Genomic DNA, 15,917 nt, shown 5'->3' on the forward strand with positions numbered 1-15,917 from the left:
AAGCATTTGGTGGCATTGCCGGTGACATGAGCCAGACCAGACAATTCGCCGCCGTCATTCTCGCCGCGGGCAAGGGTACCCGCATGAAGAGCGCGCTGCACAAGGTGCTGCACCCGATCGCGGGCCGCCCGATGCTGCATCACCTGATGGCGAGCGTCGACAGCCTCTCGCCCGCGCACAAGGTCGTGGTCGTCGGCGCAGGGCGCGAACAGCTGGAAGAAGCGCTGGCGGGCAGCGCGCGCACGTGCCTGCAGGAACCCCAGCTGGGTACCGGCCATGCGGTCCAGCAGGCGCAAGGCGAACTGGACGGGTTCGATGGCGACGTCTTGGTCATGTACGGCGACGTGCCTTTCGTGCGCCCCGCCACGATGGAGCGGATGCTCGGCCGGCTCCATGCTGCGGACACACCTGCAGCAGTGGTGCTGGCGTTCGAGCCGGAAGACCCGCTCGCCTATGGCCGCGTCATCGCCGACGACGAAGGCCGCATCGCCAAGATGGTCGAATTCAAGGATGCCGACGAAGGCGAGAGGGCATGCCATTTGTGCAATTCCGGCCTCCTCGCCGCGCGGGCAGCGGATTTGTGGGATTTGCTGGGCCGGGTGGGCAACGACAATGCGCAGGGCGAATACTACCTCCCAGATATCGTCAATATCGCCATCCATGACGGCCGCATCTGTGCCGCTGTCACCACGGACGATCCGAACGAAGTCGCGGGCATCAACTCGCGCGGCGAACTCGCGGCGGCAGAGGCCCTATGGCAGCAGGAGCAGCGCAACTACTGGATGGCCGAAGGCGTGACCCTGCGCGCGCCCGAAACCGTGTTCTTCAGCTACGATACCGAGCTTTCCAGCGACGTCACGGTCGAACCCAATGTCGTTTTCGGCCCCGGCGTGAAGGTCGCCACCGGTGCCACCATCCGCGCATTCAGCCACTTGGAAGGGGCCAGTGTGGGCGAGGGCTGCGAAGTCGGCCCCTATGCACGCCTGCGCCCCGGCGCAGTGATGGAAAAGGGCAGCAAGGTCGGCAACTTCGTGGAGATGAAGAAGGCGGTCCTCGGTGAAGGGGCGAAGGCCAACCACCTCACCTATCTTGGCGATGCGGAAGTGGGCGCGGGCGCGAATATCGGTGCCGGCACCATCACCTGCAATTACGACGGCTATTTCAAATACCGCACCAAGATCGGCGAGCGTGCCTTCATCGGCTCGAACAGTGCGCTGATCGCCCCGGTCGAGATCGGGGCGGACGCCATCGTTGCTGCCGGTAGCGCGGTCAGCCGCGACGTGGCAGCAGGCGACCTGCGAATGGTGCGCGGCGAACAGATCGTAAAGCCCGGTTGGGCCGACCGCTTCCACGACGCGATGAAGAAGAAAAAGGCGTCGGAGAAAAAGGGCTGACCGCAGGGCGCACCACCTGCTGGCTGTGCGGGCGCGATATCGGCACGCGCGTCCAGCTCCACCATCCGGTGCCCAAGGCGAAGAAGGGGCGGTTCACCGTCCCCGTCCACCCGATCTGCCACAAGGCAATCCATGCCAATTTCACCAATGCCGAACTCGCCCGCATCGGCGAGGATCGCGAAGCCTTGTTGCAAAACGAGGCGCTGGCGAAATTTGTCCGCTGGGTTTCGGACAAGCCGCCCGACTTCCATGCGCCCACCCGGACCGCGCGATAGCAGGAAACGACGGGGTGACACGGGCGTTGTGGGTCAAAGACCAAGGAGCCCGAATTCATGAAACTCTGGAAAGCCGCAGCCATCGGCCTCGGCGTTCTCGCTGCTGGCGCAACTGCCACCTACGCCTATTACCGCCAGGCGGTGGATGAGCCGGACTACACGCTCGTCAGGGAAGATGGCGATTTCCAGCTGCGCGAATATGCCCCGATGATCGTTGCGGAAGTCATTCACACCGGCGACCGCAGGCCCGCATTGAACGCGGGCTTCCGGCGTCTTGCTGCCTATATCTTTGCCGAGGACCGGCCGGACCAGGAAATCGCGATGACCAGCCCGGTGATGCAGGACCAGGGTGCAAAGATCGCGATGACGGCACCGGTCATCCAGGACCAGGGCGCGGAAATCGCCATGACTGCGCCCGTCATGCAGGACGGCAATGACGAAAGCGGCACGTGGCGCACGCGTTTCGTGATGCCGCCGCAGTACACGAGGGATACGCTGCCCACGCCGCCGCAGGACATTACCCTGACCGAAGTGCCATCCCGCCGAGTGGTGGCCGTGCGTTTCTCCGGCCGCGGCAGCGATGCCGATCTGGCAGAGAAGGAAAAGGCGCTCCGCGACTGGATCGCCAAGGAAGGGCTGGTGGCCTCGGGCCCGGCCGAATTCGCGTTCTACGATGCACCGATGGTGCCGCCACCGCTCCGGCGCAACGAGGTGATTATTCCGGTTGAGTAACCGCAAACGAGAAGGGGCGACCGCGAGGCCGCCCCTTTCCATTTCAGTGCAGCGACAGCCGGATCAGCCGCCGTTGTTGTCGTCCATGAGGCGCTGCATCAGGTAGACCATCTGCAGGGCTTGAAGCTTGGCGCGCTGTTCGTTGTCCACGCCGCCCGAATGGCCGCCGGTCATGTCCTCGAAATACCAGTAATCCTGGCCGAGTTCCTTGAGCTTGGCGGCACCCTTGCGGGCGTGGGCGGGGTGGGTGCGGTCATCTGCGGTCGAAGCCCAGAGGAAGGGCGAGGGGTAATCCACGCCTTCGACGATCTTCTGGTAGGGCGAATAGCCTTCGATCCATGCGCGCTGTTCGGGGATGCGCGGATCGCCGTATTCACCGATCCACGAGGCGCCGCGGCCGATTAGGTGATAACGCAGCATGTCGAACAGCGGGATCTGGACGATCGCCGCGTCGAACAGGTCGGGCCGCTGTGTGAAGGCCGTGCCCACCAGCAGGCCGCCCTGCGAGCCGCCCTGGATACCGAGGTGGTCGGGCGTGGTGAAGCCGCGCTTCACCAGGTCTTCGGCCACGGCGATGAAGTCGTCCCACGTGCGCTGCTTGTTCTCGCGAATGGCGCTCTGGTGCCACATCGGCCCGAATTCGCCGCCGCCACGCATGTTGGCAAGGACATAGGCGCCGCCCTTTTCAACCCACAGTTTGCCCGTGGTCCCGAGATAGGAGGGCAGGCGCGGCACCTGGAAGCCGCCGTAACCGGTCAGCAGGGTTGCGGTGGAACCGTCCAGCGTCATGCCCTTGGGTTTCACGATGAAGTAGGGGATTTTCGTCCCGTCCTTGCTCGTCGCCTCGTGCTGCTCGACTTCCATGCCCATGGCGTCAAAATAGGCCGGCGAGGTCTTGAGCACTGCCGGATCGCCCGATCCATCGGTGTAGTAGAGCGTGGTCGGCGAGAGGAAATCGGTGACCGAGAACATGATCTGGTCGCTCTCGTCAGAGGCCGCCGCCACACCGACCGTGGCATTGTCGGGCAAGGCGACTTCGGTCGAAACCCACTTGCCGCCTTCGAAATCGAATTTCAGCACCTTGCCCACGACATTGTCGAGAATGGTGATGAAGGCGCTGTTAGCGGTCGAGCTGATGCCCTGCTTGGTCTGGCGTTCGGCAGGGGCCCAGACGAGGGTCTTCTTCGCCCCGTTCGGGTCGCGCTTCCACTCTTCAAGGTCCACCGAGACGAGCGCGTCGGCGGGGAAGGTCTGGCCGCCGACTTCCCAGTCCACATCGGTGGAATAGAGCAGCTGCCCGTCGATGATGCCGGCCAGGTTCGCCTTTTTCGGCATGTCGAGTTCGAGCCACTCGCCTTCATGCCAGACGTAGTTGATGCTTTCGTGGAAGCTCACGCCGCGGAAGGCGGTGCGGGCATGGACCACGCCCTTGTTGTCGCGGAGCAGACCGGCACCCGACCACACGTCGCTCGATTCACCCCGGAAGATTTCGGGGGCATCGGTGACGTCGGTGCCGCGTTTCCAAATGCGGGTGGTGAACGGATATTCGCTATCGGTCAGCGTACCTTCACCGAAATCGCGGCTGACGAGCAGGGTGTCCTTGTCGAGCCACTGGACGCTGCCCTGGCTTTCGCTGTCGAGCACGAAGCCCCCGTCGATGAACTGCTTCGTCGCGGTGTCGAATTCGCGCATGATGGTGGCATCCTTGCCGCCGTCGCTCAGCGCGATCATGCACATGCGCTGTTCGGGCGGCAGGCAGGTGCTGCCCTTGTAGACCCATTCCTTGCCTTCTGCTGCGGCGAGCGCGTCGACATCGAGGACGGTTTCCCAGGCGATATCGTTGCTCTGGTAGCTTTCCAGCGTGGTGCGGCGGAGCAGGCCCTTGGGATTGGCCTTGTCCTGCCAGAAATTGTAGAGGCCGTCGGGACGGATCGACACGAAGGGAATACGATCCTCGCTGTCGTAGATCGCCAGCGCCTCGTTCTTGAGCTGCTCGAAGCGTGGGTCGGCTTCCATATGGGCAAGCGTGCGGTCGTTTTCGCTGCGGACCCAGTCGAGCGCGCGGTCACTACGGGCTTCTTCCAGCCAGATGTAGGGATCTTCGTCCGGGCCGGGAACGCCGTCCTGTGCGGCGAGCGAATTGGGGGCGGCGATGGTCATGACAGCAGCCATTGCCAGCGTGGAAACACGTTTCACAGTCCTCTCCTGCAGATAATGCGGGTTGCTTGTACCCTGCCGCACGCAGGTGGAAAGGACAGACTTGCTCGACGAGGGACAAACCACGACGGACAAACGAAAAAGGGCGACCCGAGGGCCGCCCTTTTCCTGTTTGCGATGATCCCGAAAGGCTCAGCCTTCGACGTGTTCCGCAAGGACCGTAAGGCCGTTCTCGCCGACTTCGGCAAAGCCGCCGCGAACCTCGATGGTTTCCGGAGCTGCGCCTTCGGTCTTGTAGACCTGCACAGCACCGTCGCGGATGGTCGACATGAAGGGCGCGTGGCCCTCGAGCACGCCGAATTCGCCTTCCGTGCCGGGAACGACGACCATGTGGACGTCTTCCGAACGGACCAGCTTCGCCGGCGTGACGAGTTCGAAGTGGAGGGCCATGTCCTTACGCGTCCTCGGCCAGCTTCTTGGCCTTTTCGACCGCCTGGTCGATGCCGCCGACCATGTAGAAAGCGGCTTCCGGCAGGTGGTCGTATTCGCCGTCCACGACTGCCTTGAACGACTTCACCGTGTCTTCCAGCTGGACGAACACGCCCGGGATGTTGGTGAAGACTTCGGCGACGTGGAACGGCTGCGAGAGGAAGCGCTGGATCTTGCGGGCACGAGCCACGGTCAGCTTATCTTCTTCCGACAGTTCGTCCATGCCGAGAATGGCGATGATGTCCTGCAGGCTCTTGTACTTCTGCAGGGTTTCCTGGACGCGGCGGGCGGTCTCGTAGTGCTCCTGGCCGACGACGCGCGGTTCGAGAACGCGCGAGGTCGAGTCGAGCGGGTCGACTGCCGGGTAGATGCCGAGCTCCGAGATGGCGCGCGACAGGGTGGTCGTTGCGTCCAAGTGGGCGAACGAGGTTGCCGGTGCCGGGTCGGTAAGGTCGTCGGCGGGAACGTAGATGGCCTGGACCGAGGTGATCGAACCCTTGGTGGTCGAGGTGATACGTTCCTGCAGGTTACCCATGTCGGTGGCGAGCGTCGGCTGGTAGCCCACTGCCGAAGGAATACGGCCGAGCAGTGCCGACACTTCCGAACCCGCCTGGGTGAAGCGGAAGATGTTGTCGACGAAGAACAGCACATCCTGGCCTTCGACGTCGCGGAAGTATTCCGCCATGGTCAGGCCCGACAGGGCGACGCGTGCGCGGGCGCCCGGGGGTTCGTTCATCTGGCCGAAGACGAGTGCCACCTTCGAACCTTCCGAGGTTGCGTTGCCGTCGGCGTCCTTGGCGATAACGCCGGCGTCGAGGAATTCGTGGTAGAGGTCGTTACCTTCACGGGTACGTTCACCGACGCCCGCGAAGACCGACACGCCGCCGTGACCCTTGGCGATGTTGTTGATCAGTTCCTGGATCAGAACGGTCTTGCCGACGCCGGCGCCGCCAAACAGGCCGATCTTGCCGCCCTTTGCGTAGGGAGCGAGAAGGTCGATGACCTTGATGCCGGTGACGAGGATGCTGGCTTCGGTCGACTGGTCGATGAACAGCGGGGCTTCGGCGTGGATCGGGCTGGTGCTTTCGGCGCCGATCGGGCCGCGCTCGTCGATCGGCTCGCCGACGACGTTCATGATGCGCCCGAGCGTCTTCGGACCGACGGGGACCGAGATCTGCGCGCCGGTGTTCACGACTTCCTGACCACGGGTCAGGCCGTCGGTGCCGTCCATCGCGATGGTGCGGACGGTGTTCTCACCGAGGTGCTGCGCAACTTCGAGGACCAGCGTGTTTTCGCCGTTCTTCGTTTCGAGCGCGGTCAGGATCGGCGGCAGTTCACCTTCGAAGGCGACGTCGACGACGGCGCCAATGACCTGGCTGATGACGCCGTTGGGGCTCTGGTTAAGCTTGGGTGCGGTGGCCATGATATTGGTATCCTACTGGCTCAGGAGGCTTTGTGGTGTGCGCCGTGTTCGGCACAGAGGGCTTCTGCGTTGTCGATCATCCAGTCCGAACCGTCTTCGTTCGCAACCAGAGTGGCTTCGTGACGCATGTATTCGTCTTCGCCGAGACCGTATTCGCACAGGGCCTGTTCGGCACCCATTGCGCGGCGGCAGACGGCGTTCTTGACCGGTTCGGCACCTTCGCAGGTTTCTGCGAACTTGGCGCTGAAATAGGCCTGGTCGGTCGCGGGCAGGCTGGCAACCGGTTCCGGCGTCGCGGTTTCGGTCGGGGTCGGCTCGGGAGCCGGCTCTTCGCCGCAGGCTGCGAGCAGCGCGAGGGGGAGGATAAGGGCGAGTTTCTTCACTTTTCCGGTCCTTGTCAGAGCGCTTCCGCGCCCGCGATGATTTCGACGAGTTCGGTGGTGATCGCGGCCTGGCGGCTGCGGTTGTACTGGATCGTCAGCTTGTTGATCAGGTCGCCGGCATTGCGCGTGGCGTTGTCCATGGCGGTCATGGAGGCACCCTGTTCGGAAGCCTCGCGTTCCAGCAGGGCACCGAAAAGCTGCGTCTTCACGTAGCGCGGGAGCAGGTCTTCGAGGATTTCCTCTTCGCCCGGCTCGTATTCGACCACGGCATCGCCCCCGACCGCGCCTTCGGGCGAGGGGACGGGGATAAGCTGGTCCACGGTCGGGTCCTGCGCCAGTGCCGACTTGAAGATCGGGTAGACGAGATGTGCGACGTCGAATTCGCCCTTCTCGAAACGTTCGAGCAGGTCGTCAGCGATGGCCTCGGCTTCTTCGAAGCCCGGCTGGCGGACGTTCGAGGTGTCGAAGTGCTTTTCGATCTTGTCGGCAAAGTCGCGCTTGATCGGGGCACGGCCCTTCTTGCCGACGAGGTAGAAGGTCACGTCCTTGCCTTCGGCAATCAGTGCCCGCGCCTTGGCCTTGGCGGCCTTGACGATGTTGGCGTTGAGACCGCCGCACAGGCCCTTGTCGGTGTTCACGACCACCAGCAGGTGGCGCTTGTCCGAACCGGTGCCGCGCAGCAGCAGCGGGGCGCTGTCGCCGCTCACCTTTGCGGCGAGCGATGCCATCACGCCCGACAGGCGTTCGGCATAGGGGCGTGCCGCTTCGGCAGCCGCCTGCGCACGGCGCAGCTTTGCGGCTGCGACCATCTGCTTGGCCTTGGTGATCTTCTGGGTCGACTTGACCGAGTTGATCCGACCCTTGAGTTCCTTGAGGCTAGCCATTTCGGCTCCCTATCTCGTGTGCTCTTGGGGCTTAAGCGAACTGCTTGGCGAAGGTCTTAAGCGCGTCGACGACCTTGTTCTTCACGTCGTCTTCGAACTTGCCGGTCTCGCGGATTTCCTTGAGCACGTCGGCGTGTTCGCTGCGCATGTAGCTCAGCATCTGCGCTTCGTAGTCGTTGACACGGTTGACCGCGATATCGTCGAGGTAGCCATTGGTACCGGCGAAGATCGACACGGTCTGCTCTTCGAATGGCATCGGCGAGAACTGTGCCTGCTTCAGCAGTTCGGTCAGGCGTGCACCGCGGTTCAGCAGCTTCTGCGTTGCGGCGTCGAGGTCCGAGCCGAACTGCGCGAAGGCAGCCATTTCACGGTACTGCGCGAGGTCGAGCTTCATCGAGCCCGAGACCTTCTTCATCGCCTTCGTCTGGGCAGCGCCGCCGACGCGCGAAACCGACAGGCCGACGTTAATTGCCGGACGGATGCCCTGGTAGAACAGGTCGGTTTCGAGGAAGATCTGGCCGTCGGTGATCGAGATCACGTTGGTCGGGATGTAGGCCGACACGTCGCCTGCCTGCGTTTCGATGATCGGCAGTGCGGTCAGCGAGCCGCCGCCGTTTGCCTTGCTCATCTTCGCCGCGCGCTCGAGCAGGCGGCTGTGCAGGTAGAAAACGTCGCCCGGATAGGCTTCGCGGCCCGGAGGACGACGCAGCAGGAGCGACATCTGGCGGTAAGCGACGGCCTGCTTCGAAAGGTCGTCGTACACGATGACGGCGTGCATGCCGTTGTCGCGGAAGAATTCACCCATCGCGCAGCCGGTGTAGGGTGCGAGGTACTGCAGCGGAGCGGGCTCCGAAGCGGTCGCGGCGACGACGATCGAATATTCCATCGCGCCGTTTTCTTCGAGCTGCTTGACGATCTGTGCGACGGTCGAGCGCTTCTGGCCGACGGCGACATAGACGCAGTAGAGCTTCTTGCCCTCGTCGTCGCCCGCGTTCAGTTCCTTCTGGTTGATGAAGGTATCGATCGCGACGGCGGACTTGCCGGTCTGGCGGTCACCGATGATCAGTTCGCGCTGGCCGCGGCCGACGGGAACGAGCGCGTCGATGGCCTTGAGGCCCGACTGCACCGGTTCCGAAACCGATTCACGCGGGATGATGCCCGGCGCCTTCACTTCGACGCGGCGGCGTTCGGTGGCTTCGATCGGGCCCTTGCCGTCGATCGGGTTGCCGAGAGCGTCGACCACGCGGCCGAGCAGGCCCTTGCCGACCGGAACGTCCACGATGGTGCCGGTACGCTTGACCGTGTCGCCTTCGCCGATGTCCTGGTCCGAACCGAAGATAACGGCACCGACGTTGTCGGCTTCGAGGTTCAGTGCCATGCCCTGAACGCCGTTGGCGAATTCGATCATTTCGCCGGCCTGGACCTTGTCGAGGCCGTGGATGCGGGCGATGCCGTCACCCACCGACAGCACGGAGCCGACTTCGCTGACTTCGGCTTCGGTGCCGAAATTGGCGATCTGGTCCTTGATGACCTTGGAGATTTCTGCGGCGCGGATATCCATGATTATCGTCCTTTGATCAGGCTTTCATCGCCTGGGCGAGGGAATTGAGGCGGGTGCGGATCGAGGCGTCGATACGCTTCGATCCGATGGTAACGACAAGGCCGCCGAGGAGATCGGGGTCGACCTTGGAAGTAAGCTTTACGGTGCGGCCCTCACGCGCGGTGAGCCTGGCCTTGAGCTGTTCCAGCTGCGTATCGGTCAGCGCGTGGGCGCTGGTGACTTCGGCCGTCACTTCGCCGCGCTGGGCAGCTGCGATGGCGCGGAACGCGCGGATGATGCCCGGAAGCTGGCCGAGGCGGCGGTTCTGCGCCAGCGTGCCGAGGAACTTCTGGGTGAGATCGGACAGGCCCATGATCGCTGCCACACCCCACAGTGCCTTTTCGGCCTGGCCGCGGCTGACGCGCGGATTGGTGGTCAGCATCTTGAGCTCGGCCGATTCGGCCAGGCCCGCTTCGAGCTTGTCGAGGTCCGATTCGACCGCGGTTACGGTCCCGGCCTCGCTGGCCAGATCGAACAGGGCCGAGGCGTAACGCCCTGCCAGGCTAGCCTGAATACCGGCGGAAATATCCACGCGTCTGTCGTCCTTTAAGGATCGGAAAAAAGGTCTGTCGTGCCATGCCGGAGGTGGGCGAAAATGAGTCGCCCCGGCAAGGTTGGCGCGCGCCTAGCAAAGGGCCTCGGCGAAGGCAACCCGAGTCAGCTTGTAACGTGGAGGAACCTTGGACATACTTTCCTACTAGAGGGAGAGCGAGCATGGAAACCACGCGGCTGGCACCGCATTGCGGGGTCGAGGTATCAGGAGTCGAACTGGCGAAGATCGAGAGACACGACCTCGAAGCGATCCGCGACCTTATATATAGGCACGGCGTAGCGGTGTTCCGCGACCAGTCCTTTTCGCCAGAGGATCACATCGCCTTCGCCAGGCGCTGGGGCGGCATTGACATCAACAACTACTTCCCCCTGACGGACGAGCATCCCGAAATTGCCGTGGTCCGCAAGCGCAAGGACCAGGTGACCAATATCGGCGGGGGCTGGCACACCGACCATTCCTACGACCAGGTGCCCGCCATGGGCTCGATCCTAGTCGCGCGCGAGCTGCCGCCGTCGGGCGGCGATACGCTTTGGGCGCATATGGGCGCTGCGTTTGAAAGCCTGCCGGATACGACCAAGGAGAAGATCGAGGGGCTCACCGCCTGGCACACTGCGGACCATATATATGCGCCTGACGGTATCTATGCGCAGACCGATCAGGGCAGCGATCTTCGTGGGCAGGAATTGAAGACCGGCGCCACCCATCCGGTAGTCGTGCGTCACCCGCACACCGGACAGCGACTGCTCTATGTAAATCCGGGCTTCACGATCAATTTCACCGGCATGAGCCGCGAGGAGAGCCTGCCCCTGCTACAGGAGCTGTTCGCCCACGCGATGAAGGCGGAACACCAGTGCCGGGTGGAATGGCAGCCGGGAACGGTCGCCATCTGGGACAACCGCACGACCTGGCATTACGCGATGAACGATTACCAGGGCTATGCGCGGGAGATGCACCGGATCACGCTGAGCGGAGAGCCGCTGGCCGCGTGAGCTAGTCCCGGGCCACGCATTCGTAGACCAGGCGCTCGTTCGGCTGCTGCGGCAACTGGGAGAGCACTTCGCCCTGCAGGTCGCCGAGCTTGGTCGCGGCGCCATCGTCACCGCATTGGGGCGCAGCATACTTGGCGCGCGCCTCGCGGGCTGCCGTCATGGCACTGCGCGGGAGGAGATAGCGTTCGGACCTGAAGGTACGGCGATCGGGATCGAAGCTGTTCACTGACACCGCGTCCTCGTCGTTCGGGACGAAAACCCGCGACCAATTGCCCGCGGCATATCCGTATTGCGTGCGTTCGTTGACGCAGCCGGCCGTGGTCCAGTCGAATTCGATATCGGGCGTCTCGGCGCTGGTGACGCGGCTGCGTTCCGGAACGAGGCGGCAGGTCAGCGCAAGGTCGCCCCCTTCCTCTCCGGCGAGCGGACGGTCACCGTCCCCTTCGCCTTCTGCCATCAGTCCGGCCACGCGCCGGTCCACCTCGTCGAGGCCGGGACGGGTCAGGAAGGCGATGAGGGCCACCACTACGAGGAAACCCGCGAGGGCGAAGGCGATATTGGTCTTCTTCACCCGGAGCGCGGCATCCTCCGCTTCCGGATCGATCCGCTCCCGCTGGCTCCATGCCCAAAGGCCAAGGCCGAAAGAGACAAGGACGAGGATGAACGCCAGCGCCATGCGATCCTCGCGGTCGTGGGCGACGGAAAGCTGGGCTTCCAGCTGCGCGCGCTCGCGTTTCTCGCGCGTGGCTTCGGCGCGTTCGGCGAGGCTCTGGCGTGCCTCTGCTTGCTCGCGCTCCAGCCTCTCGCGCTCTGCTTCTTCAAGGTCGGCAATGCTGCGGCAGGGCTGCTCGTTGAGGCGCGGCTCTATGTTGTTGGCGCGCAGGAAGGGGACCAGTTCGCGATTGGACACGGCAAAGAAGAATTCCGCATCGCCGCCGTCATTGTCCGCGCCGAAACTGTTGACCCCGACGACGCGGCCGCACTGGTCGAGCAGGGGGCCGCCGGAATTTCCGCGCGCGATGGGCGCGGTGTGGAGGATGGTATCGAATTGCCTGCTGGGGCGTTCGCCGGACACGAAGCCACGGCTCTTCACCGGAGGCTGGCTGCGAAAGAGGTCGGAAATGTCGAGGCCCTGCGCGCGGTCCACGTTCATCGGGTACCCCACGCTAGTCACCTCGCCCGAACTGGCCACAGGGCCGCCGGACAGGGCGAGGGGCGGCAGGCGCAGATTTCCGGTCAGCCGGACAAGCGCAAGGTCGTTGCGGGAACTGGCAGCGACGATCTGGCCGTAGACCGCATCCGCCCCGCCTGAGGGAACGATCCCGACCCGCAGGTCCTCGTCGCGCATCGCGTCGCGTACCACGTGGGCGTTTGTCACGATCATGGTGGAGGTAACGGCGAAACCCGTACCGTGGCTGACCGGATAAAGCTCTCCGCCGTCTTCTCCGATGATGACGACACGCACGACCCCTCGCGCAGAAGCGTCGATATCGGCCGGTTCCGCTCCGGCGAACGAGGGCAGGGCGAGCGCCCAGAGTGTCAGCAAGATAGCAAGGAAGCGTCCCATTGGATGCGTTTCTGGCGTTCAATGGCTTTGACCGCAAGCTTCGGGATGCGACCGGTGCAATTCATCCGCACATTGTCCTCCAATCGGCTATGGAGCAGGCAGGATGATCGACAGCGACAAGGCATGGCAGGCGGTATTGCGGCGCGACCGCTCCTTCGACGGGCGGTTCGTCACCGGCGTGCTGACCACCGGCATATATTGCCGCCCTTCCTGCGCGGCGCGCCATCCGGCGCGATCCAATGTGCGCTTCTTTGTCGACGGCGCAGCCGCACGTGAACATGGGCTCAGGGCGTGCAAGAGATGCCTGCCGGACGACGTGGCCAGGGACGAGGCCGCCGTGCTGGCCGCAATCGACGAGATCAGGCAGGCTGAAGATGCGCCTTCGCTCGCCGCGCTGGCCCGGATCACCGATTATTCGCCCACGCACTTCCAGCGGGTATTCAAGCGTGCCACCGGGCTTTCGCCTGCTGCCTATGCCCGCGCACTCCGCGAGGAACGCGCACGCGATGCCCTTACGTCCGGCGACAGCGTGACGGGGGCGATATACGCCGCGGGTTACGGGTCGGCTTCGCGGTTCTACGAAGGTACGAAAGGAAAGCTGGGAATGAGTGCGAGCGACTGGCGCGACGGGGGGAGCGGGCGGACCATCCACTGGACCATGGTAGATACCAGCCTGGGTGCGATGCTTGTGGCCGCGACCGATAAGGGTGTTTGCTGCCTGTCTTTCAACGAGGGAGAAGACCACTTGCGCGCCCGTTTCCCCAAGGCCGAACTTGTTGAAGGCGGGGAAGAGTTCCGTGACCTGTTCGAAGAAGTCACGGCTGCCGTAGAACAGCCGTCGACAGCGACGACCGTCGATATTCCTCTCGATGTTAAGGGCACGGCGTTCCAGCATCGCGTGTGGGAAGCGCTCAGGCGGATTCCTGCAGGTCAGACGCTCAGCTATGGCGAGCTGGCCGCCGCCGTCGGCAATCCCAAGGCCAGTCGGGCCGTAGGCGGCGCCAACGGAGCCAACAACATCGCCGTGCTCATTCCATGCCACCGCGTCATCGCTGCCGATGGCGGTCTGGGGGGCTATGCTTATGGAACGGCAATCAAGGCCGAACTGCTGCGCCGCGAAAAGGGCGATTGAGACAATCGGCAGCTTTCCTTTGACAACGCTCGTCTATCGCGGAAAATAAAGCCCGTAAGTCGCGCTCCGCCATTGGCGGATTAGAACAATTTTCGTGTGGCTCCTGCTGCTATGCTGCGGGTGCGAATAAAGACAGGTTCACGCGGATTGGGCGATGGATAGCGGACAGGAATTCGTAGATTACTATGCGCTGCTCCAGGTCAATCCGACCTGCGATGCGAAGATGCTGGAAAAGGCATACCGCTACTCTGCGCAGATGTATCACCCGGACCACACCGACACCGCCGATGTCGACAAGTTCCAGGAAATCATCGCCGCATACAGCGTCCTCCGGAACCCGGAAAAACGCGCGGAATACGACCGCGTCTACCGCGAACACAACAAGGGCGCGTTCTTCGCCTTCCCTGCCAACGAAGCGGCGCAGATCAACGAGGAATCGGCGATCGAGGATGCCGAGGCACACGAGAAAATCCTGTTCCACCTTTACAAGCAACGGCGTGAGAACGCGACCGACCCGGGCGTGATGGGATATTACCTCCAACGGATGCTCGACTGCTCCGACGAGAATTTCGAGTTCCACGCGTGGTACCTGAAATCCAAGGGGTACATCGAGATCACGCAGGAAGGGAAGCTTGCCATCACCATCGATGGGGTCGACCACGTCATCTCGATGAGCCGGACCGCAGAGGCGGAAAAACTGCTGATCGCGCAGGCTAAGACGGGCACCGACGAGGCGGCCTAGGCGCGGGCCCACCCTTTCTTAGCCGCGGAAAGGTTGGCGAGGAACGCTTCCGCGCTGTCGAGGTATTCCCGGCGCTTTTCGGCGTCCATTCTGTCCCAGGTCGAATAAACCCGCCCGATCCGTGCGTTGCGTTCCAGCCTCTCGCGATGCCGGTCCATGAAATGCCAGTACAGCGGGTTGAAGGGGCAGGCGTCGGGCCCGGTTTTCTTGCTGACCGAGTATCGGCAGCCCGAGCAGTAGTTGCTCATCTTGTTGATGTAGTTGCCCGACGCGGCATAGGGCTTGGAAGCCAGCTTGCCGCCGTCCGCGTACAGGATCATCGCCGCCACATTGGGCAATTCCACCCACTCATACGCGTCGGCGTAGACGATGAGGAACCAGTCCTGCACCTCCTGCGGGTCGATGCCCGCGAGCAGCGCGAAATTGCCGAGCACCATCAGGCGCTGGATATGGTGGGCGTGCGCATTGTCGCGTGTCGAGCGGATGCAGTCGGCGAGGCAAGCCATGTCCGTTTCGCCGGTCCAGTAGAATTCCGGCAGGCTGCGCGAAGCACCCAGGTCGTTCGCCGATTGGAGTTGCGGCATCTGGTGCCAGTAGAACCGCCGGACATATTCGCGCCAACCGATGATCTGGCGGATGAAACCCTCGACCGAATTGAGCGGTGCCCGGCCATCGCGGTACGCCTTTTCTGCCCGGCGACACAGTTCGAGCGGGTCGAGCAGGCCGAGGTTGATGCTGGTCGAAAGCATGGAATGGAAAAGATCGTCCTCGCCTGCGACCATTGCGTCCTGGTAGGGGCCGAAGCATTCGATACGCTCGGCAAAGAAGGCATCGGCCGCCTCTTCGGCCTCTTCCCGGGTAACCGGCCATTCGAACCGCTCGAGGCTGCCGAAATGATCCGCGAACCGCTCTTCGACGAGAGCGATGACCTCGCGGGTTATTTCGTCCGGCTCGAACTTCGGGCGCTCCGGCGCGGACAGACCCTCCTTGGGCGGCTTGCGGTTTTCGCTGTCGTAGTTCCACTCGCCACCCTCTGGGTCGTTGCCGTTCATCAGCAGGCCGGTCTTGCGACGCATTTCGCGGTAGAAATACTCCATCCGCAGTTCCTTGCGCCCTTCCGCCCAGTCATCGAATTCCGCCTGGGTGGAGACGAACCGGTCATCCGGCAGGATGTGAACTTCGCAGGGAAACTTGTCGGCCCATCGGTCGAAATCCTCTCGCAGGCGCCATTCGCCCGGCTCGACAACGTGAATGGCTCGCGGCGAGTATTCTTCCACCGCGCGGGCTACCTCGCCGGTCAGACTGCCTGCATTGTACTCGGCATCGAGGCGCACATAATCGACCGACCAGCCTGCATCGCGCAGTTCGGCAGCGAAGTGGCGCATGGCGGAAAAGACCAGCACGATCTTCTGCTTGTGGTGCCGGACGTAAGTCGCCTCGTCCCAGACTTCCATCATCAGGACGACCGTATCGTCCTTCGACCTGCCCCTTAGGCTCGCGAGTTCGCGGGTCAGTTGGTCGCCGAGGATGGGGACGAGGATCGGGCCGCCGGTAATGTCTGCCATGCGCCCTCAATGCGCGAGGGGGGCGCCGGTGC

The 15,917-nt window shown here is 63.4% G+C and carries 15 protein-coding genes; 6 read left to right on the forward strand and 9 right to left on the reverse strand.

What is annotated here, in order from left to right; genetic code table 11:
* Positions 1 to 26: 26 nt before the first annotated feature.
* From glmU to GRI42_RS01800, 3 genes are read left to right on the forward strand one after another with little or no spacing between them, the layout of a single operon-like run.
* Entirely contained in the window at positions 27 to 1,394 is a 1,368-nt protein-coding gene (glmU, locus tag GRI42_RS01790; RefSeq protein ID WP_160606351.1) for a bifunctional UDP-N-acetylglucosamine diphosphorylase/glucosamine-1-phosphate N-acetyltransferase GlmU, read from the forward strand.
* A complete protein-coding gene (locus GRI42_RS01795) occupies positions 1,391 to 1,669 on the forward strand; it encodes an HNH endonuclease (RefSeq protein ID WP_160606520.1) in 279 nt (92 codons plus the stop codon). Before glmU ends, GRI42_RS01795 begins: the two co-directional genes overlap by 4 nt.
* A gap of 57 nt (positions 1,670 to 1,726) precedes the next feature.
* Complete coding sequence (locus tag GRI42_RS01800) at positions 1,727 to 2,401, forward strand: SOUL family heme-binding protein (protein ID WP_160606352.1); 675 nt, start codon at positions 1,727 to 1,729, stop codon at positions 2,399 to 2,401.
* Positions 2,402 to 2,464: 63 nt separating this feature from the next.
* Here the strand turns inward: GRI42_RS01800 and GRI42_RS01805 are convergent, their stop codons facing one another.
* From GRI42_RS01805 to GRI42_RS01835, 7 genes are all read right to left on the reverse strand, one after another.
* Positions 2,465 to 4,597 carry a prolyl oligopeptidase family serine peptidase gene (locus GRI42_RS01805; RefSeq protein ID WP_325065283.1) on the reverse strand — a complete coding sequence of 711 codons (2,133 nt, stop codon included), beginning with the start codon at positions 4,595 to 4,597 and terminating at the stop codon, positions 2,465 to 2,467.
* A 153-nt stretch (positions 4,598 to 4,750) separates the two neighbouring features.
* Complete coding sequence (locus GRI42_RS01810) at positions 4,751 to 5,008, reverse strand: ATP synthase F1 subunit epsilon (protein WP_160606353.1); 258 nt, start codon at positions 5,006 to 5,008, stop codon at positions 4,751 to 4,753.
* Positions 5,009 to 5,012: 4 nt separating this feature from the next.
* A complete protein-coding gene (atpD, locus tag GRI42_RS01815) occupies positions 5,013 to 6,470 on the reverse strand; it encodes a F0F1 ATP synthase subunit beta (RefSeq protein ID WP_160606354.1) in 1,458 nt (485 codons plus the stop codon).
* Between the two features lie 20 nt (positions 6,471 to 6,490).
* On the reverse strand, positions 6,491 to 6,853 hold the full coding sequence (locus GRI42_RS01820; RefSeq protein WP_160606355.1) for a hypothetical protein: 363 nt from the start codon (positions 6,851 to 6,853) through the stop codon (positions 6,491 to 6,493).
* Positions 6,854 to 6,867: 14 nt separating this feature from the next.
* Positions 6,868 to 7,737: a F0F1 ATP synthase subunit gamma gene (locus GRI42_RS01825; protein ID WP_160606356.1), complete on the reverse strand. Its 870-nt coding sequence runs from the start codon at positions 7,735 to 7,737 to the stop codon at positions 6,868 to 6,870.
* Positions 7,738 to 7,768: 31 nt separating this feature from the next.
* On the reverse strand, positions 7,769 to 9,298 hold the full coding sequence (gene atpA / locus GRI42_RS01830) for a F0F1 ATP synthase subunit alpha (protein WP_160606357.1): 1,530 nt from the start codon (positions 9,296 to 9,298) through the stop codon (positions 7,769 to 7,771).
* Positions 9,299 to 9,314: 16 nt separating this feature from the next.
* Entirely contained in the window at positions 9,315 to 9,869 is a 555-nt protein-coding gene (locus GRI42_RS01835) for a F0F1 ATP synthase subunit delta (protein WP_160606358.1), read from the reverse strand.
* Between the two features lie 182 nt (positions 9,870 to 10,051).
* Between GRI42_RS01835 and GRI42_RS01840 the strand changes: the two genes are divergently transcribed.
* A complete protein-coding gene (locus GRI42_RS01840; protein WP_160606359.1) occupies positions 10,052 to 10,879 on the forward strand; it encodes a TauD/TfdA dioxygenase family protein in 828 nt (275 codons plus the stop codon).
* Position 10,880: 1 nt separating this feature from the next.
* Here the strand turns inward: GRI42_RS01840 and GRI42_RS01845 are convergent, their stop codons facing one another.
* Complete coding sequence (locus GRI42_RS01845) at positions 10,881 to 12,446, reverse strand: S1 family peptidase (protein ID WP_160606360.1); 1,566 nt, start codon at positions 12,444 to 12,446, stop codon at positions 10,881 to 10,883.
* Between the two features lie 103 nt (positions 12,447 to 12,549).
* Between GRI42_RS01845 and ada the strand changes: the two genes are divergently transcribed.
* Positions 12,550 to 13,578, forward strand: a complete 1,029-nt coding sequence (gene ada / locus GRI42_RS01850) for a bifunctional DNA-binding transcriptional regulator/O6-methylguanine-DNA methyltransferase Ada (protein ID WP_160606361.1) — start codon at positions 12,550 to 12,552, stop codon at positions 13,576 to 13,578.
* 154 nt (positions 13,579 to 13,732) lie between these two features.
* Complete coding sequence (locus GRI42_RS01855; RefSeq protein WP_160606362.1) at positions 13,733 to 14,320, forward strand: J domain-containing protein; 588 nt, start codon at positions 13,733 to 13,735, stop codon at positions 14,318 to 14,320.
* Here the strand turns inward: GRI42_RS01855 and GRI42_RS01860 are convergent.
* Positions 14,317 to 15,885 (reverse strand): cryptochrome/photolyase family protein, encoded by a 1,569-nt coding sequence (locus tag GRI42_RS01860; RefSeq protein ID WP_160606363.1) that lies wholly within the window; start codon positions 15,883 to 15,885, stop codon positions 14,317 to 14,319. The genes GRI42_RS01855 and GRI42_RS01860 overlap by 4 nt on opposite strands.
* Positions 15,886 to 15,917 lie beyond the last annotated feature (32 nt).

This window comes from Qipengyuania gaetbuli, from assembly GCF_009827315.1.
In the GTDB taxonomy this organism is placed as follows: domain Bacteria; phylum Pseudomonadota; class Alphaproteobacteria; order Sphingomonadales; family Sphingomonadaceae; genus Qipengyuania; species Qipengyuania gaetbuli.

Bases quoted from the DNA above. Each gene is read 5' to 3' on its own strand.
- glmU (WP_160606351.1), top strand. From the start codon at position 27: ATGAGCCAGACCAGACAATTCGCCGCCGTCATTCTCGCCGCGGGCAAG.
- GRI42_RS01800 (WP_160606352.1), top strand. From the start codon at position 1,727: ATGAAACTCTGGAAAGCCGCAGCCATCGGCCTCGGCGTTCTCGCTGCT.
- GRI42_RS01810 (WP_160606353.1), bottom strand. From the start codon at position 5,008: ATGGCCCTCCACTTCGAACTCGTCACGCCGGCGAAGCTGGTCCGTTCG.
- atpD (WP_160606354.1), bottom strand. From the start codon at position 6,470: ATGGCCACCGCACCCAAGCTTAACCAGAGCCCCAACGGCGTCATCAGC.
- GRI42_RS01825 (WP_160606356.1), bottom strand. From the start codon at position 7,737: ATGGCTAGCCTCAAGGAACTCAAGGGTCGGATCAACTCGGTCAAGTCG.
- atpA (WP_160606357.1), bottom strand. From the start codon at position 9,298: ATGGATATCCGCGCCGCAGAAATCTCCAAGGTCATCAAGGACCAGATC.
- GRI42_RS01840 (WP_160606359.1), top strand. From the start codon at position 10,052: ATGGAAACCACGCGGCTGGCACCGCATTGCGGGGTCGAGGTATCAGGA.
- GRI42_RS01845 (WP_160606360.1), bottom strand. From the start codon at position 12,446: ATGGGACGCTTCCTTGCTATCTTGCTGACACTCTGGGCGCTCGCCCTG.
- ada (WP_160606361.1), top strand. From the start codon at position 12,550: ATGATCGACAGCGACAAGGCATGGCAGGCGGTATTGCGGCGCGACCGC.
- GRI42_RS01855 (WP_160606362.1), top strand. From the start codon at position 13,733: ATGGATAGCGGACAGGAATTCGTAGATTACTATGCGCTGCTCCAGGTC.
- GRI42_RS01860 (WP_160606363.1), bottom strand. From the start codon at position 15,885: ATGGCAGACATTACCGGCGGCCCGATCCTCGTCCCCATCCTCGGCGAC.